General features: G+C 60.8%; 18 protein-coding genes. 9 read left to right on the forward strand and 9 right to left on the reverse strand.

What is annotated here, in order from left to right; translation table 11 throughout:
• The 6 genes from HV670_RS30590 to HV670_RS17075 form a co-directional block, all read left to right on the forward strand.
• A partial coding sequence (locus HV670_RS30590) for a hypothetical protein (RefSeq protein WP_217478450.1) occupies positions 1–287 on the forward strand: 287 nt, incomplete at its 5' end.
• 395 nt (positions 288–682) lie between these two features.
• Positions 683–1153, forward strand: coding sequence for a FecR family protein (locus tag HV670_RS17055; RefSeq protein ID WP_175105986.1), 471 nt, complete (start codon positions 683–685; stop codon positions 1151–1153).
• 5 nt (positions 1154–1158) lie between these two features.
• Entirely contained in the window at positions 1159–1767 is a 609-nt protein-coding gene (locus HV670_RS17060) for an OmpA family protein (protein WP_246257607.1), read from the forward strand.
• A gap of 38 nt (positions 1768–1805) precedes the next feature.
• Complete coding sequence (locus HV670_RS17065; RefSeq protein WP_175105987.1) at positions 1806–3308, forward strand: CHASE2 domain-containing protein; 1503 nt, start codon at positions 1806–1808, stop codon at positions 3306–3308.
• 413 nt (positions 3309–3721) lie between these two features.
• Positions 3722–3958: a hypothetical protein gene (locus HV670_RS17070; protein WP_175105988.1), complete on the forward strand. Its 237-nt coding sequence runs from the start codon at positions 3722–3724 to the stop codon at positions 3956–3958.
• 368 nt (positions 3959–4326) lie between these two features.
• Positions 4327–5007 (forward strand): response regulator transcription factor, encoded by a 681-nt coding sequence (locus HV670_RS17075; protein ID WP_175105989.1) that lies wholly within the window; start codon positions 4327–4329, stop codon positions 5005–5007.
• Between the two features lie 44 nt (positions 5008–5051).
• Here the strand turns inward: HV670_RS17075 and HV670_RS17080 are convergent, their stop codons facing one another.
• Complete coding sequence (locus tag HV670_RS17080) at positions 5052–5423, reverse strand: response regulator transcription factor (protein WP_175106067.1); 372 nt, start codon at positions 5421–5423, stop codon at positions 5052–5054.
• A gap of 553 nt (positions 5424–5976) precedes the next feature.
• On the opposite strand from HV670_RS17080, the gene HV670_RS31880 reads away from it, so the two are divergent.
• From HV670_RS31880 to HV670_RS17090, 3 genes are all read left to right on the forward strand, one after another.
• Positions 5977–6105 carry a hypothetical protein gene (locus tag HV670_RS31880; protein WP_281362415.1) on the forward strand — a complete coding sequence of 43 codons (129 nt, stop codon included), beginning with the start codon at positions 5977–5979 and terminating at the stop codon, positions 6103–6105.
• A gap of 74 nt (positions 6106–6179) precedes the next feature.
• A complete protein-coding gene (locus HV670_RS17085; RefSeq protein ID WP_175105990.1) occupies positions 6180–6752 on the forward strand; it encodes a DUF3331 domain-containing protein in 573 nt (190 codons plus the stop codon).
• Positions 6753–6864: 112 nt separating this feature from the next.
• Positions 6865–7074 (forward strand): hypothetical protein, encoded by a 210-nt coding sequence (locus tag HV670_RS17090; RefSeq protein WP_175105991.1) that lies wholly within the window; start codon positions 6865–6867, stop codon positions 7072–7074.
• A 13-nt stretch (positions 7075–7087) separates the two neighbouring features.
• Here the strand turns inward: HV670_RS17090 and HV670_RS17095 are convergent, their stop codons facing one another.
• From HV670_RS17095 to phnL, 8 genes are all read right to left on the reverse strand, one after another.
• Positions 7088–8113 (reverse strand): aldo/keto reductase, encoded by a 1026-nt coding sequence (locus tag HV670_RS17095; RefSeq protein WP_175105992.1) that lies wholly within the window; start codon positions 8111–8113, stop codon positions 7088–7090.
• Between the two features lie 184 nt (positions 8114–8297).
• The gene (locus HV670_RS17100) at positions 8298–8954 is read right to left on the reverse strand and encodes a DapH/DapD/GlmU-related protein (protein WP_175105993.1); all 657 of its coding nucleotides are present in this window, start codon (positions 8952–8954) and stop codon (positions 8298–8300) included.
• Between the two features lie 114 nt (positions 8955–9068).
• Positions 9069–9869, reverse strand: a complete 801-nt coding sequence (gene phnE / locus HV670_RS17105) for a phosphonate ABC transporter, permease protein PhnE (RefSeq protein WP_175105994.1) — start codon at positions 9867–9869, stop codon at positions 9069–9071.
• A complete protein-coding gene (locus HV670_RS17110; RefSeq protein ID WP_175105995.1) occupies positions 9866–10585 on the reverse strand; it encodes a phosphonate ABC transporter ATP-binding protein in 720 nt (239 codons plus the stop codon). Before HV670_RS17110 ends, phnE begins: the two co-directional genes overlap by 4 nt.
• A 137-nt stretch (positions 10586–10722) precedes the next feature.
• The gene (locus HV670_RS17115) at positions 10723–11622 is read right to left on the reverse strand and encodes a phosphate/phosphite/phosphonate ABC transporter substrate-binding protein (protein ID WP_175105996.1); all 900 of its coding nucleotides are present in this window, start codon (positions 11620–11622) and stop codon (positions 10723–10725) included.
• Between the two features lie 244 nt (positions 11623–11866).
• Positions 11867–13000, reverse strand: a complete 1134-nt coding sequence (locus tag HV670_RS17120) for an alpha-D-ribose 1-methylphosphonate 5-triphosphate diphosphatase (RefSeq protein WP_175105997.1) — start codon at positions 12998–13000, stop codon at positions 11867–11869.
• Between the two features lie 538 nt (positions 13001–13538).
• Positions 13539–14672, reverse strand: coding sequence for an alpha-D-ribose 1-methylphosphonate 5-triphosphate diphosphatase (locus HV670_RS17125; RefSeq protein WP_175105998.1), 1134 nt, complete (start codon positions 14670–14672; stop codon positions 13539–13541).
• On the reverse strand, positions 14666–15451 hold the full coding sequence (gene phnL / locus HV670_RS17130) for a phosphonate C-P lyase system protein PhnL (protein ID WP_175105999.1): 786 nt from the start codon (positions 15449–15451) through the stop codon (positions 14666–14668). The genes HV670_RS17125 and phnL overlap by 7 nt, the downstream gene beginning before the upstream one ends.

Consider the following 15451-nt stretch of genomic DNA (forward strand, 5'->3'; position numbering starts at 1 on the left):
GAAGCTGCAGCCAATGCGGCTATGACGCGCGTGAGAATCTTTCCAGCCCCCACCTTTCGGTCGGTTCCATGCTCGGTATTGCGCTTGGACGTGTCAACCACATCTGGCGCTCGTTCGGCGGTAGTCAAGAGTACGTTCCTTCAGACAGACATCACTATGGAGACCGGCCAAACTTTGGCGGACGCACTCGAAATCTGGAAGAGGGTCAGAAGGAAACGCATCCTTTACAAAAATGGATGACTGACGCGCAAAACGAGGGGATGAGTCTCAAACGTCTCATTGCTTAGGTGGGTCGGGGAGCTGCTCGAAAGGGAACTCGGTGTGCGGCTGGTAGAGCGACAGTCGCGATCGGTGTTGCGTCGCGAATGACTAAACACCGATCGCACGTCCAGCTCGAGGCGCCTTGCGTAGCCAAGTGCTGCTCCTTTCGTAGCTGGATGAAGTCAAAACCCGGTGCGAGATGTTTTAGCTTAATGATGGGGTACCGATTTGCGCGGCATTGCTTGACTCATTAGGGTCGCGGCAATATTCTCTACACCGCAGAAAAGTCCCCCCAAGCAGCGTTTCGGCACGTCGTCCAACAAGGTCCTGTGTCCGAGTGCGTTCGCGTAACGATGGCGCACCACAGCGTCGACACCCGGGACCCCGCGCTGCCGCGGAAAATAACAATGAGCTCGTCACCATGCGTATCCACGCCACCCAATATGCTTTGATTCTCGTCTGCTCGTGCATGGCTGTCGGCAATGCATGTGCCGCCGCCGATTCTGCCGGCGTCGTCAAGACGCTGAAGGGGGCGGTGCACATCGAGCGAGCTGGAGGCACTTCGAGCGTGGCCATCGGCACTGAAGTCTATAGCAGCGATCGCATTGTGACCGGCCCGGAATCCTCCATTGGCATCACGCTGCGTGACAATACCCTGCTTTCCGAGGGTGCCAATTCCGTCCTCGAGCTCAACAAATTCGCGTTCAATACGACAACCTATGATGGGGCGCTCGATGCCACCATCAAACGCGGTTCCTTGGCGGTGATTGACGGAAAGCTGGCGAAAGCCAATCCGGATGCCGTGCGTTACAACACGCCGACCACCACGCTGGGCGTGCGCGGCACTGAATTCATCATTGAAGTCGGTGGTAACGGGGAGAGTGCACGTTGAAGTCTGTGATCCGAAGACATCGGCCGGTATTGGCCGCGGCATTCGCCATGCTGGGTTTCTTGTCGGGGTGTAGCACGGCCCCGGACAAAATTATTCTATTGCCAGATCCGGAAGGAACAGTCGGTGCGGTGATTGTCCACAGCGGCACCCAGGAGCAACTGATAAACCAGCCTTACGCCGGGTTAGACGTTGCCAAGGGCGGCGCCATGGAAAAAACGATGGATAGCCAAGCCAGTGTGCAGGCACGCTATGGTCAGCTATTGGCGGCACGGCCTCCGCGCCCCATGACATTTACCATCAACTTTCTGTTTGACTCCGCCACCGAATTGGCCCCCCAGTCATCGGCCACGGTTGACAAGCTAAAAGCCGTCCTGGCTACCTGGCCTGCACCGCACCTCGTGGTAGTGGGTCACACCGATCGGGCCGGCTCTCAAGAACTCAATGACAAGCTGTCGATGCGGCGGGCGCAGACTGTCGCGGCGTTCTTGACCAAGGAAGGGATTCCCGCACAACAAATAGAGATCGCTGGCCGCGGCAAGCGTGAGCCACTTGTCTCCACACCGGATGGCGTCGCCAATCCCATGAACCGGCGCGTGGTCATCACCATTCAATGACGCGGGCAGTCCGCGACCGCGCCAAACTTCGACATTGAATGGCTTTTGCCTTCATGAAACGCTTCTGCGTACGATTGCTTGCCATTGCCAGAAAGCTCCTGCGCGCGCACAAGGGGCGTCCAGTGGCACTCGTGGTCTTGTTCTGCCTGAGCCTGCTCAACCTATGCAGCGAGTGGCCGAACGACATCGCACGTCCGGCTTTCGTGGACACGCTTGATGAGGTGTTGCCGAACTCCTTCGGAACGGCCCGGCAACTCTTGTTTGACCACTATCAACGTCTCTTTCCACGGACTCCGACAGCACAGCCCGTGACCATTGTCGAGATTGATGAGAAGACGCTGGCGGCCATCGGTCAATGGCCGTGGCCGCGCAATCGGCTCGCGGGCCTGATCGATGCCATTGCGGCACAGAAACCGCTGGCTATCGGTCTGGACATCTACATGCCGGAGCCGGATCAAACGTCTCCCGACAAAGTGGCCGACAATCTGCCGACAGGGGCGGCAGCCCTGGCCGCCGGCCTGCGAGCCCTTCCCAGTCACGAGGCCATTCTCGCCAAATCGTTGCGGGCCGCACCGACCATACTGGGTGCCGCGGCCTTCGATCATGCTGCCTTCACCACGAGCACCGATCTGCGAAGCGCGCCGATCCTCGTGCATGGCGCCGACCCCCTGCGCAGCGTGCAACGGTTCAACTATGTGCTGGCCAGCCTGCCGCAATTGCAGGCGGCGGCGCACGGGCAGGCGATGCTGAACGTGGCGCTGGAACAAGGCGTGGTGCGGCATATTCCGCTCCTCATGGGTTTGGGCGGGAAACTGGTCCCCAGCCTGCCAATAGAAATGCTCCGTGTTGCCACGGGTTCATCGGCGGTCGACGTTTTTGCCGACCCATCCGGTGTGCAGGCAGTGGGTGTCGCGGATGTGCAGGTGCCCACTCAACCCGACGGTGACATCTGGTTGCATTTCGCGTCCATTCAGTCGACGCAGGACCGCTATGTGTCCGCGCGGGACATCCTGCAGGGGAAAGTCGATCCGGGCCGCATCCGGAACAAGTTGGTGCTGGTCGGCCTGACCGGCTCGGGCCTGACTGACATGCGCACGACCGCGCTGGGGGAACTGGTGCCGGGTATCGAAATCCAGGCCCAGGTCATCGAGACGATTTTCGAGGGACGTTTCCTGCGTCGCCCCACCTGGCTGAAATGGGCAGAGTGCGCCTTCATCATGGCGTTCGGGCTGTTGATCATCTGGTATGTGCCACGCACCGATTCGCGACTTGCAGTGTTCATGAGGCACGTGCCCAAGGCTTCCGCCGTTTTGGGCATCCTCCTGAATTTGCTGATTCTTTCAAGCGGCATTTTTCTTTTCAAGCATCTCGGGTTGCTGGTAGATGCAGCCTCGATTTTCATTGTTTTGTCTGCAGTCATGGGCTGCTTCTTTTCAACCGCGTTACTGGACGAGGACGCGCGAGTGGAAGCCGCGCACGCGAAGGTGCGTGAAGACGACAATGGCCGCACCGGCAAGGCCTCCGGGCCGGAGGTCGCCTGAGGGCGAAAAGGATGGCCGCGGCGCGAAGCGCGGACAACACCGCATGGGGACGAATCAGGGCGGTAGCGCGCTCTAACATACGGTAATACCAAATAACAGTATGTAGCGCGGTGCGGATCGGAACGGGTTTTCGTAACCCAGTTGAAAGAGAAAATGCGAGAAGGTGGCACGCGGCTTATCGCGGTTATACACCCGTATAACCGGTTGATGCTAACGCGGTATTGGTATATCCAACCATAGAGTAGATTCACCCCATGGCAAAAGTTATTCTTCTTACATGCAGAAAGCGCTCGCCGCGTTTACCCACGGTGAGAGCACGAGTCAGCAGCGATTGATCAGAATGGAATCAAACGCGTCTGGATCAGCGATGAAGGGCGCAGGCCCTTTGATAGGGAATGCCATAGGAGATTGCCATGTCCGTTGAGATCATTGTCCGCGAAACGAAGACCGGCCTCGAAATCGTCAGTGGCCGACGCCGGCTCGATGCGCTGCTCGCCTTGCGCGACGAAGTCGTGGTGATGAGCCTGGGCATCGGCGAGGTCGTCATTGCGCGTCTGCCGGACGGGCGTCTGCAGCTATCGGCGAATCCAGAGCACGTCAAGCTGTTCCGCCAGCCGGAAGCAGCGCCGGGCAACAAGAGTTTCGCCTGAGCGATTGGACGCCCGCAGAGTATCGGACATCGCATCTTCGTATCGTTGATTTAACTAACTATTAAAATCCGTCAAGCCGGGTTCAATCACTCGGCAATCAACCTGGCGCCGCTCGAGCGCCTCTCGAGGCCACTCCAGCGTCACGTGCGTCTTCGTCACAGTCCGTGCCCCGGTGAACAACCGGCCGGAACCCAGTCATCAGCCCACCACGCATGAACATCAGCGCCAGATGCCTTGGCAAACGTACCGTTTCAATCTAGTGGATTACCAAGCGGGCAGCGAATTACGGTTCCTGTGCTTCCTGGGGGCGTAGAATATTCGCATACCAGCGCTATGCGATCACGTTCCGCGCTTCGCGAGGTGCCCAGATGGCTACTGGACCGACCCACCGAGTGACGGCTGAAACCGCCACAACCGACGATTCCATCATTTACGTCGTCGATGACGACCAGGCAATTCGACTTGCCCTCGGCACACTGATGCGCTCCGTGGGCTTGCGCGTCGAAGTGTTCGAGTCTCCTGATGAGTTTCTCCGATTTCCTCACTATGCCGGGCCGAGCTGCCTGATCCTCGACGTGCGACTCCGTGGGAAAAGCGGCATGGCTTTTCATCAGGAAATCTTGAGTAGCGGGATGCGTATTCCCGTCGTATTCATGACGGGTCATGGAGACATCGAGATGGGTGTGAAGGCGATGAAGGCCGGAGCACAGGACTTCTTTGCCAAGCCCTTCAAGGACCAGGACATGCTCGACGCAGTGGCTCAGGCACTGGCGCGAGACCGTGAGCGAATCGCGGCAGAAGCCGCCTTGGCCGGTCTGCGTGCGGCATATGACTCCCTGTCACCTCGGGAAAAAGAGGTCATGGCCTTTGTGCTGTCGGGCTTGCTGAACAAGCAGATTGCCGATGAGATGAACTTGAGCGAAATCACGGTCAAGGTTCACCGGGGACAGGTCATGCGCAAGATGGAGGCACGCTCCATGCCCGACCTTGTTCGCAAGGCCGAATCCCTCGGTATCGCGCCCACTCCGCGCCACGGCGGTCATCATTAGTGAGCGCCACGTGCACGCGCCCTGTCACGGCGCGTGAGTGTTCACTACGCATTTCCAAGAGCGACCGAGAGCCAATGAGCCATGACAGCGGGCTCGTAGGGCTTCTGCAGCAACACGAGTGCGCCATTATTCATCGCTTTTGCCTGGAGTGACGAGGACGGAAATGCGCTGATAAAGATGGTCGCCGGGGCATGGCCCTGAGCACGCAGGCACTCATGCATCTCGATACCTGACATCCCGGGCATGCGCACGTCGGAAATCAGACAGGTGGTATCAGCGACCTGTCCGGACGAAAGAAATTCTTCTGCCGACTCATACATGCGCACCTGCCAGCCAAGCGACCGGATGAGGCTGCCTAGCGCAAGACGGACGGCCCGATCATCGTCGACAATCGTAACAACTGGCGTATTTTGCAAAATGCGGCCCTCGACCTCTCTTTTCACAGGATAACGTGCGATCGGTGCCGCTCGCCTCCTTTTAGTCTGGAGAGTAGCCTGTAACCGTGCCCAGCGACATGATACGAATGTATATAAAAGCCGGACCACGTCCGCGCCGGTCGCCTTGTGAATCCTGGTTAGTACAAGCTCCTGGCGGGCGGGAGGCCAAAGCCGCGTGACTCAAGTAAAAGTGCTCGCGAAATTTCCGAGACGGTCCACTCTCGACTTTTCCGTCTATTTTGTTCTTCATCTTCAGATAATGGTCGGCGGATTTTATTTCGCGCAGTTCGACCCCGCTCGTTAAGGCCCTTTCAATACGGTTATACGCGTGTATAAGCCAGTTACCCTAACGCGGCATTGGTATATCCAACGGTAGAGTAGATATACAGCGCGGCAAAACCTACTCTTCTCTCATCAGGATAGCGCTCGCCGTCATGACAGCGCAAAGCTCGCGGTTCGGCTCGACGACAGCATCGCCTTTTGGACTGCCCGCCCGACCGGTTCTCTTTTATAGCGTCTTCAAGGAGTCATCGTGCCATCTGTTCTGCGTACCTGGATTCATATCGGAAGCAACGCGTACGTGGAGTACACGTTCGTGCCGTGGCTTGGTAGAAACATCTATCGCCGCACCGTCGATCTCTCCGCCGTATGCATCCAGTAGCCGCAAGGGAAGGGTAGTCGAACTCTACCCTTTGTTCGCTTACCGCTTCACTCTTTGCTAGTGAGAGGAATGTGATGTTGAAGGCTGAATCCAATACGACTTCGGACATCCTGTCAGAAAATGGCTCTTACCCTACCTCTGTTGTCCCCGCGCTGCCCTCCGGCCATCATTCGTCGCCGCATCCGGCGGGCCGGTCCGTCCAGTCAAAGTCCGCTTACGGCACTTCGTCGCCAAAGGGTCCGGACCCTTGGGCAACGACGCTCGCAGCCATCCGACAGTTCTCTTCCCCGCCACACCCGGTGCGGAATTCTCAGGACCTGCCTGGCCGCTCCACCACTGCTGGCGTGCCGCTACGTCCGCGGGGGACGGACGGCAGCGACGCGCGCACGTTTACTGTGACGGTCTTGGAGGAACTGCCCAATTCTCTTTTTGCGGTCCGCTGGGTCGATCCGACGCTTTGCAACTACGAAGAGCAGATCTGGTCGCCATGTTGCGCTGTTGCGCCGGGGCGTTGCGCGCTATCGGGACAGCAGATCAAGCTGGGCGACTCGGTCTACCGCCCCCGCACCCGCGGACGGATCGTGCCCCTTAACAGAGACGCAATGATTATGGCCAGCGAAATGGTCAAGGTTCGCACAATCGTCTAACTCGAACGCGTGCGGGAGTTCGTCAACGCCGGTTCGAATTCACTAGCGAAGCATTGCCTGAGTGTTGGCCAACTCAGGACGTGTTCCAAGGTCTGGCCTCTGGAGGTGCAACATGAAACTGGAAACTGTCACGTTTGGGAAACTGCGCCGTCTCGCTCCTGTCCTCGATGACATTCTCAGCGCAGGCGAAGTTGAGCACGCAGGCCAGGCCGTGGGCCTTGCTTCGCTTGCCCAGTTATGCTCACAGCTGTTCGACGCCTACTACTGCCAATATCCGGGAGAGATCGCGCAAGTGCGACTCGAGGCCCTCGAGTCGCGGTAAGCCGTAGGATTCCTTATTCGTCTTGCGACCCGTGACGCGGGATGCGACCGAAGAAGGGATGCTTGGGATCGTTGAACCCCGGCGTCGAAGGGTGGCCGGTGGTGACGAGCGAGTCGACGAAAGCTTCGTCTTCAGCGCTCAGGCGATAGCTCAAAGCCGGCAGATAGTCGTCCCATTGCGCCTCGGTGCGTGGACCGGCGATAGTCGAGCTGATGTAGCGGCTATTCAATACCCAGGCAATGGCGAATTGCCCCGCGCTCAAACCGCGCGCCTCAGCATGCTCACGTACGAGGCGAGCCATTTCAAGCGACTCGGACCGCCATTCGGCCTGCTGCAGACGCCGGTCACCGCGGCCGGCACGTGTGTCGGCAGCAGGGGTGGCGCCCGGCTCATATTTGCCCGTCAGCACGCCGCGCGCAAGCGGGCTGTACGAGATCACGCCCAGCCCATAGCGATGCGCGGCAGTTAGCTGTTCCGCCTCGGCCTGACGATTCGCAATGTTGTAGAGCGGTTCACTGGCCACCGGGCCAGCGAGACCCAGGGCCTGGGCGGTATGGCTGAATTCGGCGATCTTCCACGCGCGGTGGTTCGACAGGCCGTAGTAGCGCACTTTGCCGGCCTGGATCAGATCATTCAACGCACGCACCGTCTCGTCGACCGGTGTGTCGTGATCTTCGGCGTGAAGGTAGAGCAGGTCGATATAGTCGGTATTCAGGCGCTTCAGGCTGGCTTCGACGGCTCGCATGATGTGTTTGCGCCCCGCGCCGCGCGCATTGACATCGCCGTCGTCGAGCGAGCTGACCAATTTGGTGGCCAACAACCAGCGATCGCGCTGCGCAGCAATGCAACGCCCGACCACGCGCTCCGATTCACCACCAGCGTAGACGTCGGCGGTATCGATCGAGTTGACGCCTTGTTCAAGGGCCTTGTCGACGATGCGTGTCGCGGTTGCTTCGTCGGTAGGGCCGCCGAACATCATTGTGCCCAGGGTCAGCGTTGAAATCTTGATGCCGCTGCGACCGAGTTGCCGATATTCCATGTCTGATCTATTTCCGTAGTTGAGAGGATGCCAACCCATTCTAGAAACCTCGCATGACAGGTCAGTGAAGATCCAGACGTCTAGATGAGTAGAGTTTCAACATGACACTCACGCTGGATCGACGAGCCATGCAAGGCTTTGTGTCCGTCACGGTGAGAAGCGCACTCTCGTGTGCTCCGCCGTGTTACCTGTCGTATTTCTCGGCGAACTCGACCGCGGTGAGCGCACGAAAATCGACCAACGCGGCGTCGATCTGCTCGGCACTCCAGTCCCACCATGCGATGCGCTGCAGGCGTTCCGATGTGTGCTCGTCGACTCGGAAGCGCAGCACCCGCGCCGGTACCCCGACGACGATGCTGAAAGGCGGAACGTCTTTGGTCACGACGGCTCCCGAGCCGATGGCTGCACCGGTACCGATGCTCACGCCGGGCATGATGATGGCATTGTGGCCGATCCACACATCGTGACCGATCTCGACCCGGTCTTGTGCACGCCACTTGAAGATGTCGGCGTCGTCGGCGAGGGAGAGCCCGTACGAGCGTGAGCGATAGGTAAAGTGGTGGTGCGTCGCTCGCCATGAAGGGTGGTTGGGCGGGTTGATGCGCACGCCGGTGGCGATATTCGCGAACTTGCCAATGACCGCGTGGGCGATCTGATTGTCACCCATCGCATAGCCGTAGTCGCCGATCACCGATTCGGCGACATGGCTGCGCGGGCCGAGATAGGTGTAGCGGCCGAAGTCGCTGGCGCGAACCACCGCGGTTGGATCGATCTCGGGGTTTTCCGACAAGACGCGGCCCTGCGCCCACGGGTCGCCGCCGGCGCCATGGTCAATAAGCATAAGGTTTCTCGTATTTCGATGATGAGGGAGATGGCGCGGGCCTGAGCGGCGCGCCATCCCTGGAGTTGACACGTCAGGTAAGGGCATACGGCGGCCAGGCCGTCCGCCCCGCGCTCACATGACCAGGCTGCGCAGGTAAGCGGAAATGCGTTCGGCGCAAGCAACCAGGACGAATGTGGCGATCAGCAGGAAGGACACCGTCTGATACTGGAACAAGTTCATCGAGGTCAGCAGCTGGAACCCGATACCGCCCGCACCGACGAAACCGAGCACCAGCGAGGAGCGCAGATTTTCGTCAAAGCGGAACAGTCCGATGCCGAGCAGCGAAGGCAAGACGCCCGGCACGACTGCCTGGCTCAACACCTGCATGCGGCCGGCTCCGGTCAGCGTCAACGCTTCGACAGGGCCCATGTCCATGTCTTCGATCACTTCGGCAAACAGCCGCCCAAGCATGCCGACCGAATGAACCGCGAGCGCAAGCGCCCCCGGAAAGGGTCCCAGCCCGACCGCGGTAACGAACACCAGTGCCCAAACCAGATCGGGCACCGCTCGCGTGACGCCGATCACCGCACGCGCGATGTAGTAAAGGGGCATCGCCGGCGTCACGTTTGCGGCGGCCAGGATCGCCAGCGGGAAGGCCAGAAGCACCCCGAACACGGTGCCGAAAATCGCGAGGTCGATCGTCTCGAGAATGGGCCGTAGATTCGGGACGAACTCATCGAATGCCGGCGGCATGGCGCGCGAAAAAATGTTGGCCATGCCATGGGCGCCGGTGATCAGATCCTGCGGACGCGCCTGGACGACTATCCATGCCTGCACGAACAGGGCGAGCAGGACGACTACGGCGCACACCGACCAGAAATTGCGTGCGCGCGACGAGCCGACCGGCGCGTGCATTGGGATAGCCTTACTCATGATGCCTCGCCCACATAAAGACTCGCGATCTGCTCAGCGGAGACTTCTGAAGCCGGCTGGTCGAATTCCAGCTGGCCGCGGCGTAGCCCGACCAGCCTGTCGGCATAGCGCATGGCCAGTTGAGGCTGGTGCAGCACGCAGACCACCGCGAGACCGTCCTCGGTCGCAAGGCGGCGCAACAGGCGCATGACCTCGTCTGCGGCTTCAGGATCCAGACTGGCGAGCGGCTCGTCGGCGAGCAATACGTGCGGACGTTGCGCCAGCGCACGGGCAACCGCCACCCGCTGTGCCTGTCCGCCCGAGAGGGTGCCGGCGCGCTGGCCAGCCAGATGGAGCAAGCCCACTTCGTTCAGACAGGCCTGCGCCGGTTCGATTTCATTGCGTGGGACGCGCCCAAGCGCCGTTGCCAGCGTCCGGTGCCGGCCCAGCGTGCCGCAGCAGACGTTCGCGAGCACGCTGCGCCGCTTGACGAGATTGGCGTTCTGGGAAATCAGCGCGAGCGGCAGACGTGCCTGCCGCAGGCCTTCGCCCGAGAGTGCGACCAAATCGCGTCCTGCAACCTCGACCGAGCCGGCGGTCGGCCGGTTCAGACCGACCACGCACTTCATGAAGGTCGATTTGCCGCTGCCGTTGCTGCCTAGTACAACGACCACCTCACCGGCATGGACCGACAAGTCAAGGTTGCGCAGCGCGGTGTGACCGTTCCCGTAGCGCATCGTCAGATTGCGGACGGCTAATTTGACACCGGGCGCGAGCGCAGCGCGTCGTGTTATGCCGGGTAGGGGGGACCCCGGAGCTGCAACCGGGCGGGCTTGGTCGAGCGGCATGCTGCCCGAAGCGCTGGACAAAGTATTCACAGTTTTGACAAGTCGATGTGGAGGGTAGAGACCAGGTCGCGAATCTGGTTGTAAGCGGCGTCAGATTGCGGAACTGTCTTGAGCTCCGGGTTCTGGTTGGACGCCATGAACTTCTGATCGGCTTCCGGCAATTCGTGCAGATCGAGCGAACTCAGCACGCCTGCCAAACGAGCCTTGAAATCCGCCGGCAGATCGCCGCGGACCGCCAGCGGATCGAGCGGAATCGGCTCCGATTGCCACAGTGTTACGTATGCCGAAGGATCGTACTCACCATGTAGCTTGGCGCTGGCAATTTCTTCACTGTTCAATTCACCCGAGTCGACCTTGTGGTTGCGCAGCGCCTCGAACGATGCCGTGTGGCTGCCCGCATAGATCGCCTTGACGCCCTTGTCCGGGTCGATGCCGTTTTTGCGCAGACCGAAGGCGGGAAACAGGTGACCGGAGGTGGACGCCGGGTCTGCATACGCGAACGAACGGCCGTTGACATCGGCCAGCGTCTTGATGCCCGAGCCGGGCCACGTGACGATGGAGGCGTAGTACGTGGCGGGCTTGCCTTGCGCGCCGGCGAACGTTGCGACTGCCTCGGCGTGCGCAACCTGATGAGCGAGCACATAGCCGAGCGGGCCGAATTCGGCAAATTCCAGCCTGCCACTGCGCATCGCCTCGATCTCGGCGTTATAGCCGGTTGCGACGTAGATCTGCACCGTGCAGCCGAGCTTGCTGCCGATCAGCTTGGCGATGTCCCCGTAGACCGGCAGCATGCGCTGCGCCGATTCGTAGGGCTCGACCCCAAAGCGAATCACGCCGTCATTCGGACAGTCGCTCGCGGCATGTGCCGCACCGGAGATGAGACTCGCAGCAAACGCCGCGGCAGCTAAAACTTTGGATACCTTCATAGTTTCCTCGAGTTAAATGACCCGCGTAAAAGGCGATGCAACGATCAATCCCGCGGTCCGTGCTGCTGTCTGTTCAGGTAGCAGCACGGGCCAACCGTCCAACCCGTCAAATTCTAGGAATCCTATGTGACACATCAGTGTATTCATGGAAACGTCTAGATGAATTTTTTGCCACCTTCCAGCCGACGGACACACGATGAAGCGCCGCGGCTCGTCGTGTGTCCGATTGCAGCGCATAGCGTGCTTAGACGATCCGCTCGCCTGCTCGATAGGTCGCGCGGGGTACGGGTAGCGCATCGTGCATCCTCACGCGGACGCAGTCGGCCCGCAAGCCGGGTGCGATAGCGCCACGGTCGTGCAACCCCACGGTGCGAGCCGGATGTGCGGAGACGGTCGCCATGGCGCGCGGTAGTGTCCAGCCTGCCTTGTCGACGAGTTCGAAGGCCGCGCTCAGGAGACTCGACGGCACATAGTCCGACGACAGGATATCGAGCAGGTCCGCCTTCGCGAGTTCGAGCGCCGATACGTTGCCCGAGTGCGAACCGCCCCGCACGATATTCGGTGCGCCCATGATTGTCGCGATCCCATGCTGGCGCGCGGCTTCGGCGGCGATTCGCGTGGTCGGGAATTCAGCCAGCGCGATGCCCTCGGCGGCGGCCTGTTCGACATGTTCGACGAGCGTGTCGTCGTGGCTGGCCACGGGCACATTCAGTGCCGTGCAACGCGCGACGATCTTGCGACGGTTCTGGTCGGCATAGCGCTCCTGTCCGTCCGAGAGTTCGGCAACGACGGCGGCGAAGCGTTCGTCGGTCAGTTTGCCGTGCCGTTCCTGCCATCGGCGCCATGCGTCGCGGTCATGCCATTGACGCTGGCCCGGCGTGTGATCCATCACCGAAGCGAGCCGCAGCAAGGGATGCGTTTGCAAGGATTCGAAAACGTCGACGACGTCGGGTGCGGCGATTTCGCAGCGCAGGTGCAGGAAATGTTCTGCACGCAGCAACTGACGCTCGGACAAGCGCGCGAGTGCTTGCGTGCACTGCGTCTGCAGTTCGCGCTCGTGCATGTCCACTTCTGAACGCGCACCGATTCTGAGTGAATCGAAGACGGTCGTGATGCCAGCAGCGGCGACCTGCGCATCGTGCATCACGAACGCCGCATCGATATTCCATCGCACGCCCGGGCGTGGCGCAAGATGCTTCTCGAGATTGTCCGTGTGCAGTTCGATCAAGCCCGGCAACAGATAGTCGCCATCCCAGTCTTCGGCTTCGCGCGCGGAGGTGGTGCCACGTTCCAAGTCGCGGATGAGCCCGTCTTCGATACGCACCGTTCCGATAAATTCTTCGTCTCGCGTGACGACGCGAGCGTTCCTGATCAGCATCGACATACTCCGTATTTTTGTAGACCTAAGCGTGGTGCTGCAATATGGCGCAGCGGTGTTGTAATCCGAAGCGGTGCAGCGGCGCGATTCCTGACGCTGGCCAGATTGATGCATTGCTGCTCGCCCTCGGAAGGCGGTGCGGGCTTGCTCAGGCGATCGAATGCGGGAGCGGTTACGTCGTCCATCGTGCGGCTGAGGCAGGCGAAGCGGGCGTGGTTCGCATCGTGCTTCTCCTGCTGCTTCAAAGAGCGGTAGTCGGCATTTGCCCATCTAATCGTCTAGATGACGTGTCGTAAATTCAATCTGACCCGTTTTCGCACGCCAGGCGCTTCAATCTTTTATACGGCTTGCACAGTAAATATGCGACGGCAACGTCATTTGAACGGACCGAAGTGACAGCACCGTGACAGCGCTCGACTCGAGCCGGCCGGTATATTTCGCCTTGTCTCGGATGTTTGCGATCACCTTGCCGCCCACCTTGAGTTTTCGGTCCCTGCGCAGGGCAGGGACCCCGATAAGATGGGCGGCTTGGCCGCGCTCACGCGACGCGTCGCCCTGCGACGAAGGTGCTGCGTGGCACGGGCAGCCGGTCCTGCAGCGCCACGCGGACGAAGTCGGCCCTGAGTCCCGGCGCGATGACTCCGCGGTCCACGAGACCTGCCGCCCTGGCCGGGGCCGACGATACCGTGCGAACAGCCTGCGACAACGTCCAGCCGGCCTTGTCGACGAGTTCGAATGTGGCGGTCAGCAAACTCGACGGCACATAGTCCGATGACAGGATATCGAGCAGGCCGGCCCTCGCCAACTCCAGCGCGGACACATTGCCCGAGTGCGAGCCGCCTCGCACGACGTTCGGCGCACCCATGATCGTCGCAATGCCGTGATCCCGTGCCGCCTGTGCGGCCGCCAGCGTGGTGGGAAACTCGGCCAGAACCATGCCTTCGTCCAGGGCTTCGAGGACATGATCGACGGTGGTGTCGTCGTGGCTTGCAAGCGGGACGCCAAGGACACGGCAACGCGCGACGATCTCGGCACGGTGAGCCTGCGCATAGCGCTGCTGGTCATCAGCCAGTTCATTGAGCATCGTGCTCGCCTGTTCGTCGGTCCATTTGCCGTGACGCTCCTGGTAGCGACGCCATTGGGCCGGATCGTGCCATTGCCGCTGGCCGGGCGTGTGGTCCATCACGGAGACGAGTCGCAGCAGTGAATGCGAGGCGAGGCGGTCGAAGACTTCAAGCACATCGGCTGACGCGATTTCGCATCGCAGATGCAGGAAGTGATCGACGCGCAGCAAGCCACGCGCCGCCAGTTGCTCGATCGAGCGGGCGCAGCGGGCCTGTAACTCTGTCTCACGGATCCCCACGCCCGCGCGCGAACCGATCCCGAGTGCATCGAAGACGGTCGTGATGCCCGCGGTTGCCACTTGCGCATCGTGAACGATGATCGCGGCATCGTGATTCCACAGCACGCCAGGGCGCGGCGCGAGATGCTTTTCAATGTTGTCGGTGTGCAACTCGACCAGGCCAGGCAGCAGATAGTCCCCGCCCCAGTCCTCGGCTTCGCTGACCGAGGTAGTGCCGGGCGCCACCTCTGCGATACGTCCACTGGCGACGCGTACCACGCCCGTGAAGTCTTCGTCGTGAGTGACGATTCGCGCGTTTTTGATCAACATGTCTGCAAGGTTTCCATGGTCGTTGCGGCCTGCCCGGCGGGGGCGTTGAGTGGGATCAGGCGAGTGGCGACGCGTTCGCGCGTGTCTTCGTCGTGAAAAATGCCGACGATCGCCGCGCCGCGCTCGCGCGCTTCCACGATGAGATCGGCCACCACCTTTCGGTTATCGGCATCGAGCGACGCCGTGGGCTCATCGAGCAAAAGCAGCGGGTGTTCGGCGATCAACCCTCGCGCGATGTTGATGCGTTGTTGTTCACCACCGGAGAATGTGGCGGGTGCAAGCGTCCACAGACGCCGCGCCACGTTGAGGCGCTCGAGCAGGGTGCCCGCCCGTACCCGCGCCTCTTCTTCGTCCATGCCGCGCGACACGAGCGGCTCGCTGACGAGATCGAGTGACGACACACGCGGGATGGCGCGCAGGAACTGACTCACGTAGCCCATGGTGGTGCGGCGCAAGCGGATCACATCGTGCGGCAGTGCTTCCGACAGCGAAAGATGCCGCGATGGCCGGCTGTCATCGCGAATAGACACCGTACCGCGTGTCAGCAGATAGTTTCCATACATACAGCGCAGCAACGTGCTCTTGCCGACACCGGAAGGCCCGGACAACACGACACACTCGCCTCGTTCGACGTCGAGCGATACGCCGCCCAACGCCGCGATGCGTACTCCGCCCTGCTGGTGCAATGTAAAAGTTTTCTCGACGCCGCGCGCACGCAGCATCAACGCAGCGCTTGCGGCAAACGCAAGCTCATTGGAAAGATCGGCATTGGCATTCAT

The organism is Pararobbsia alpina, assembly GCF_902859895.1.
GTDB lineage: Bacteria > Pseudomonadota > Gammaproteobacteria > Burkholderiales > Burkholderiaceae > Pararobbsia > Pararobbsia alpina.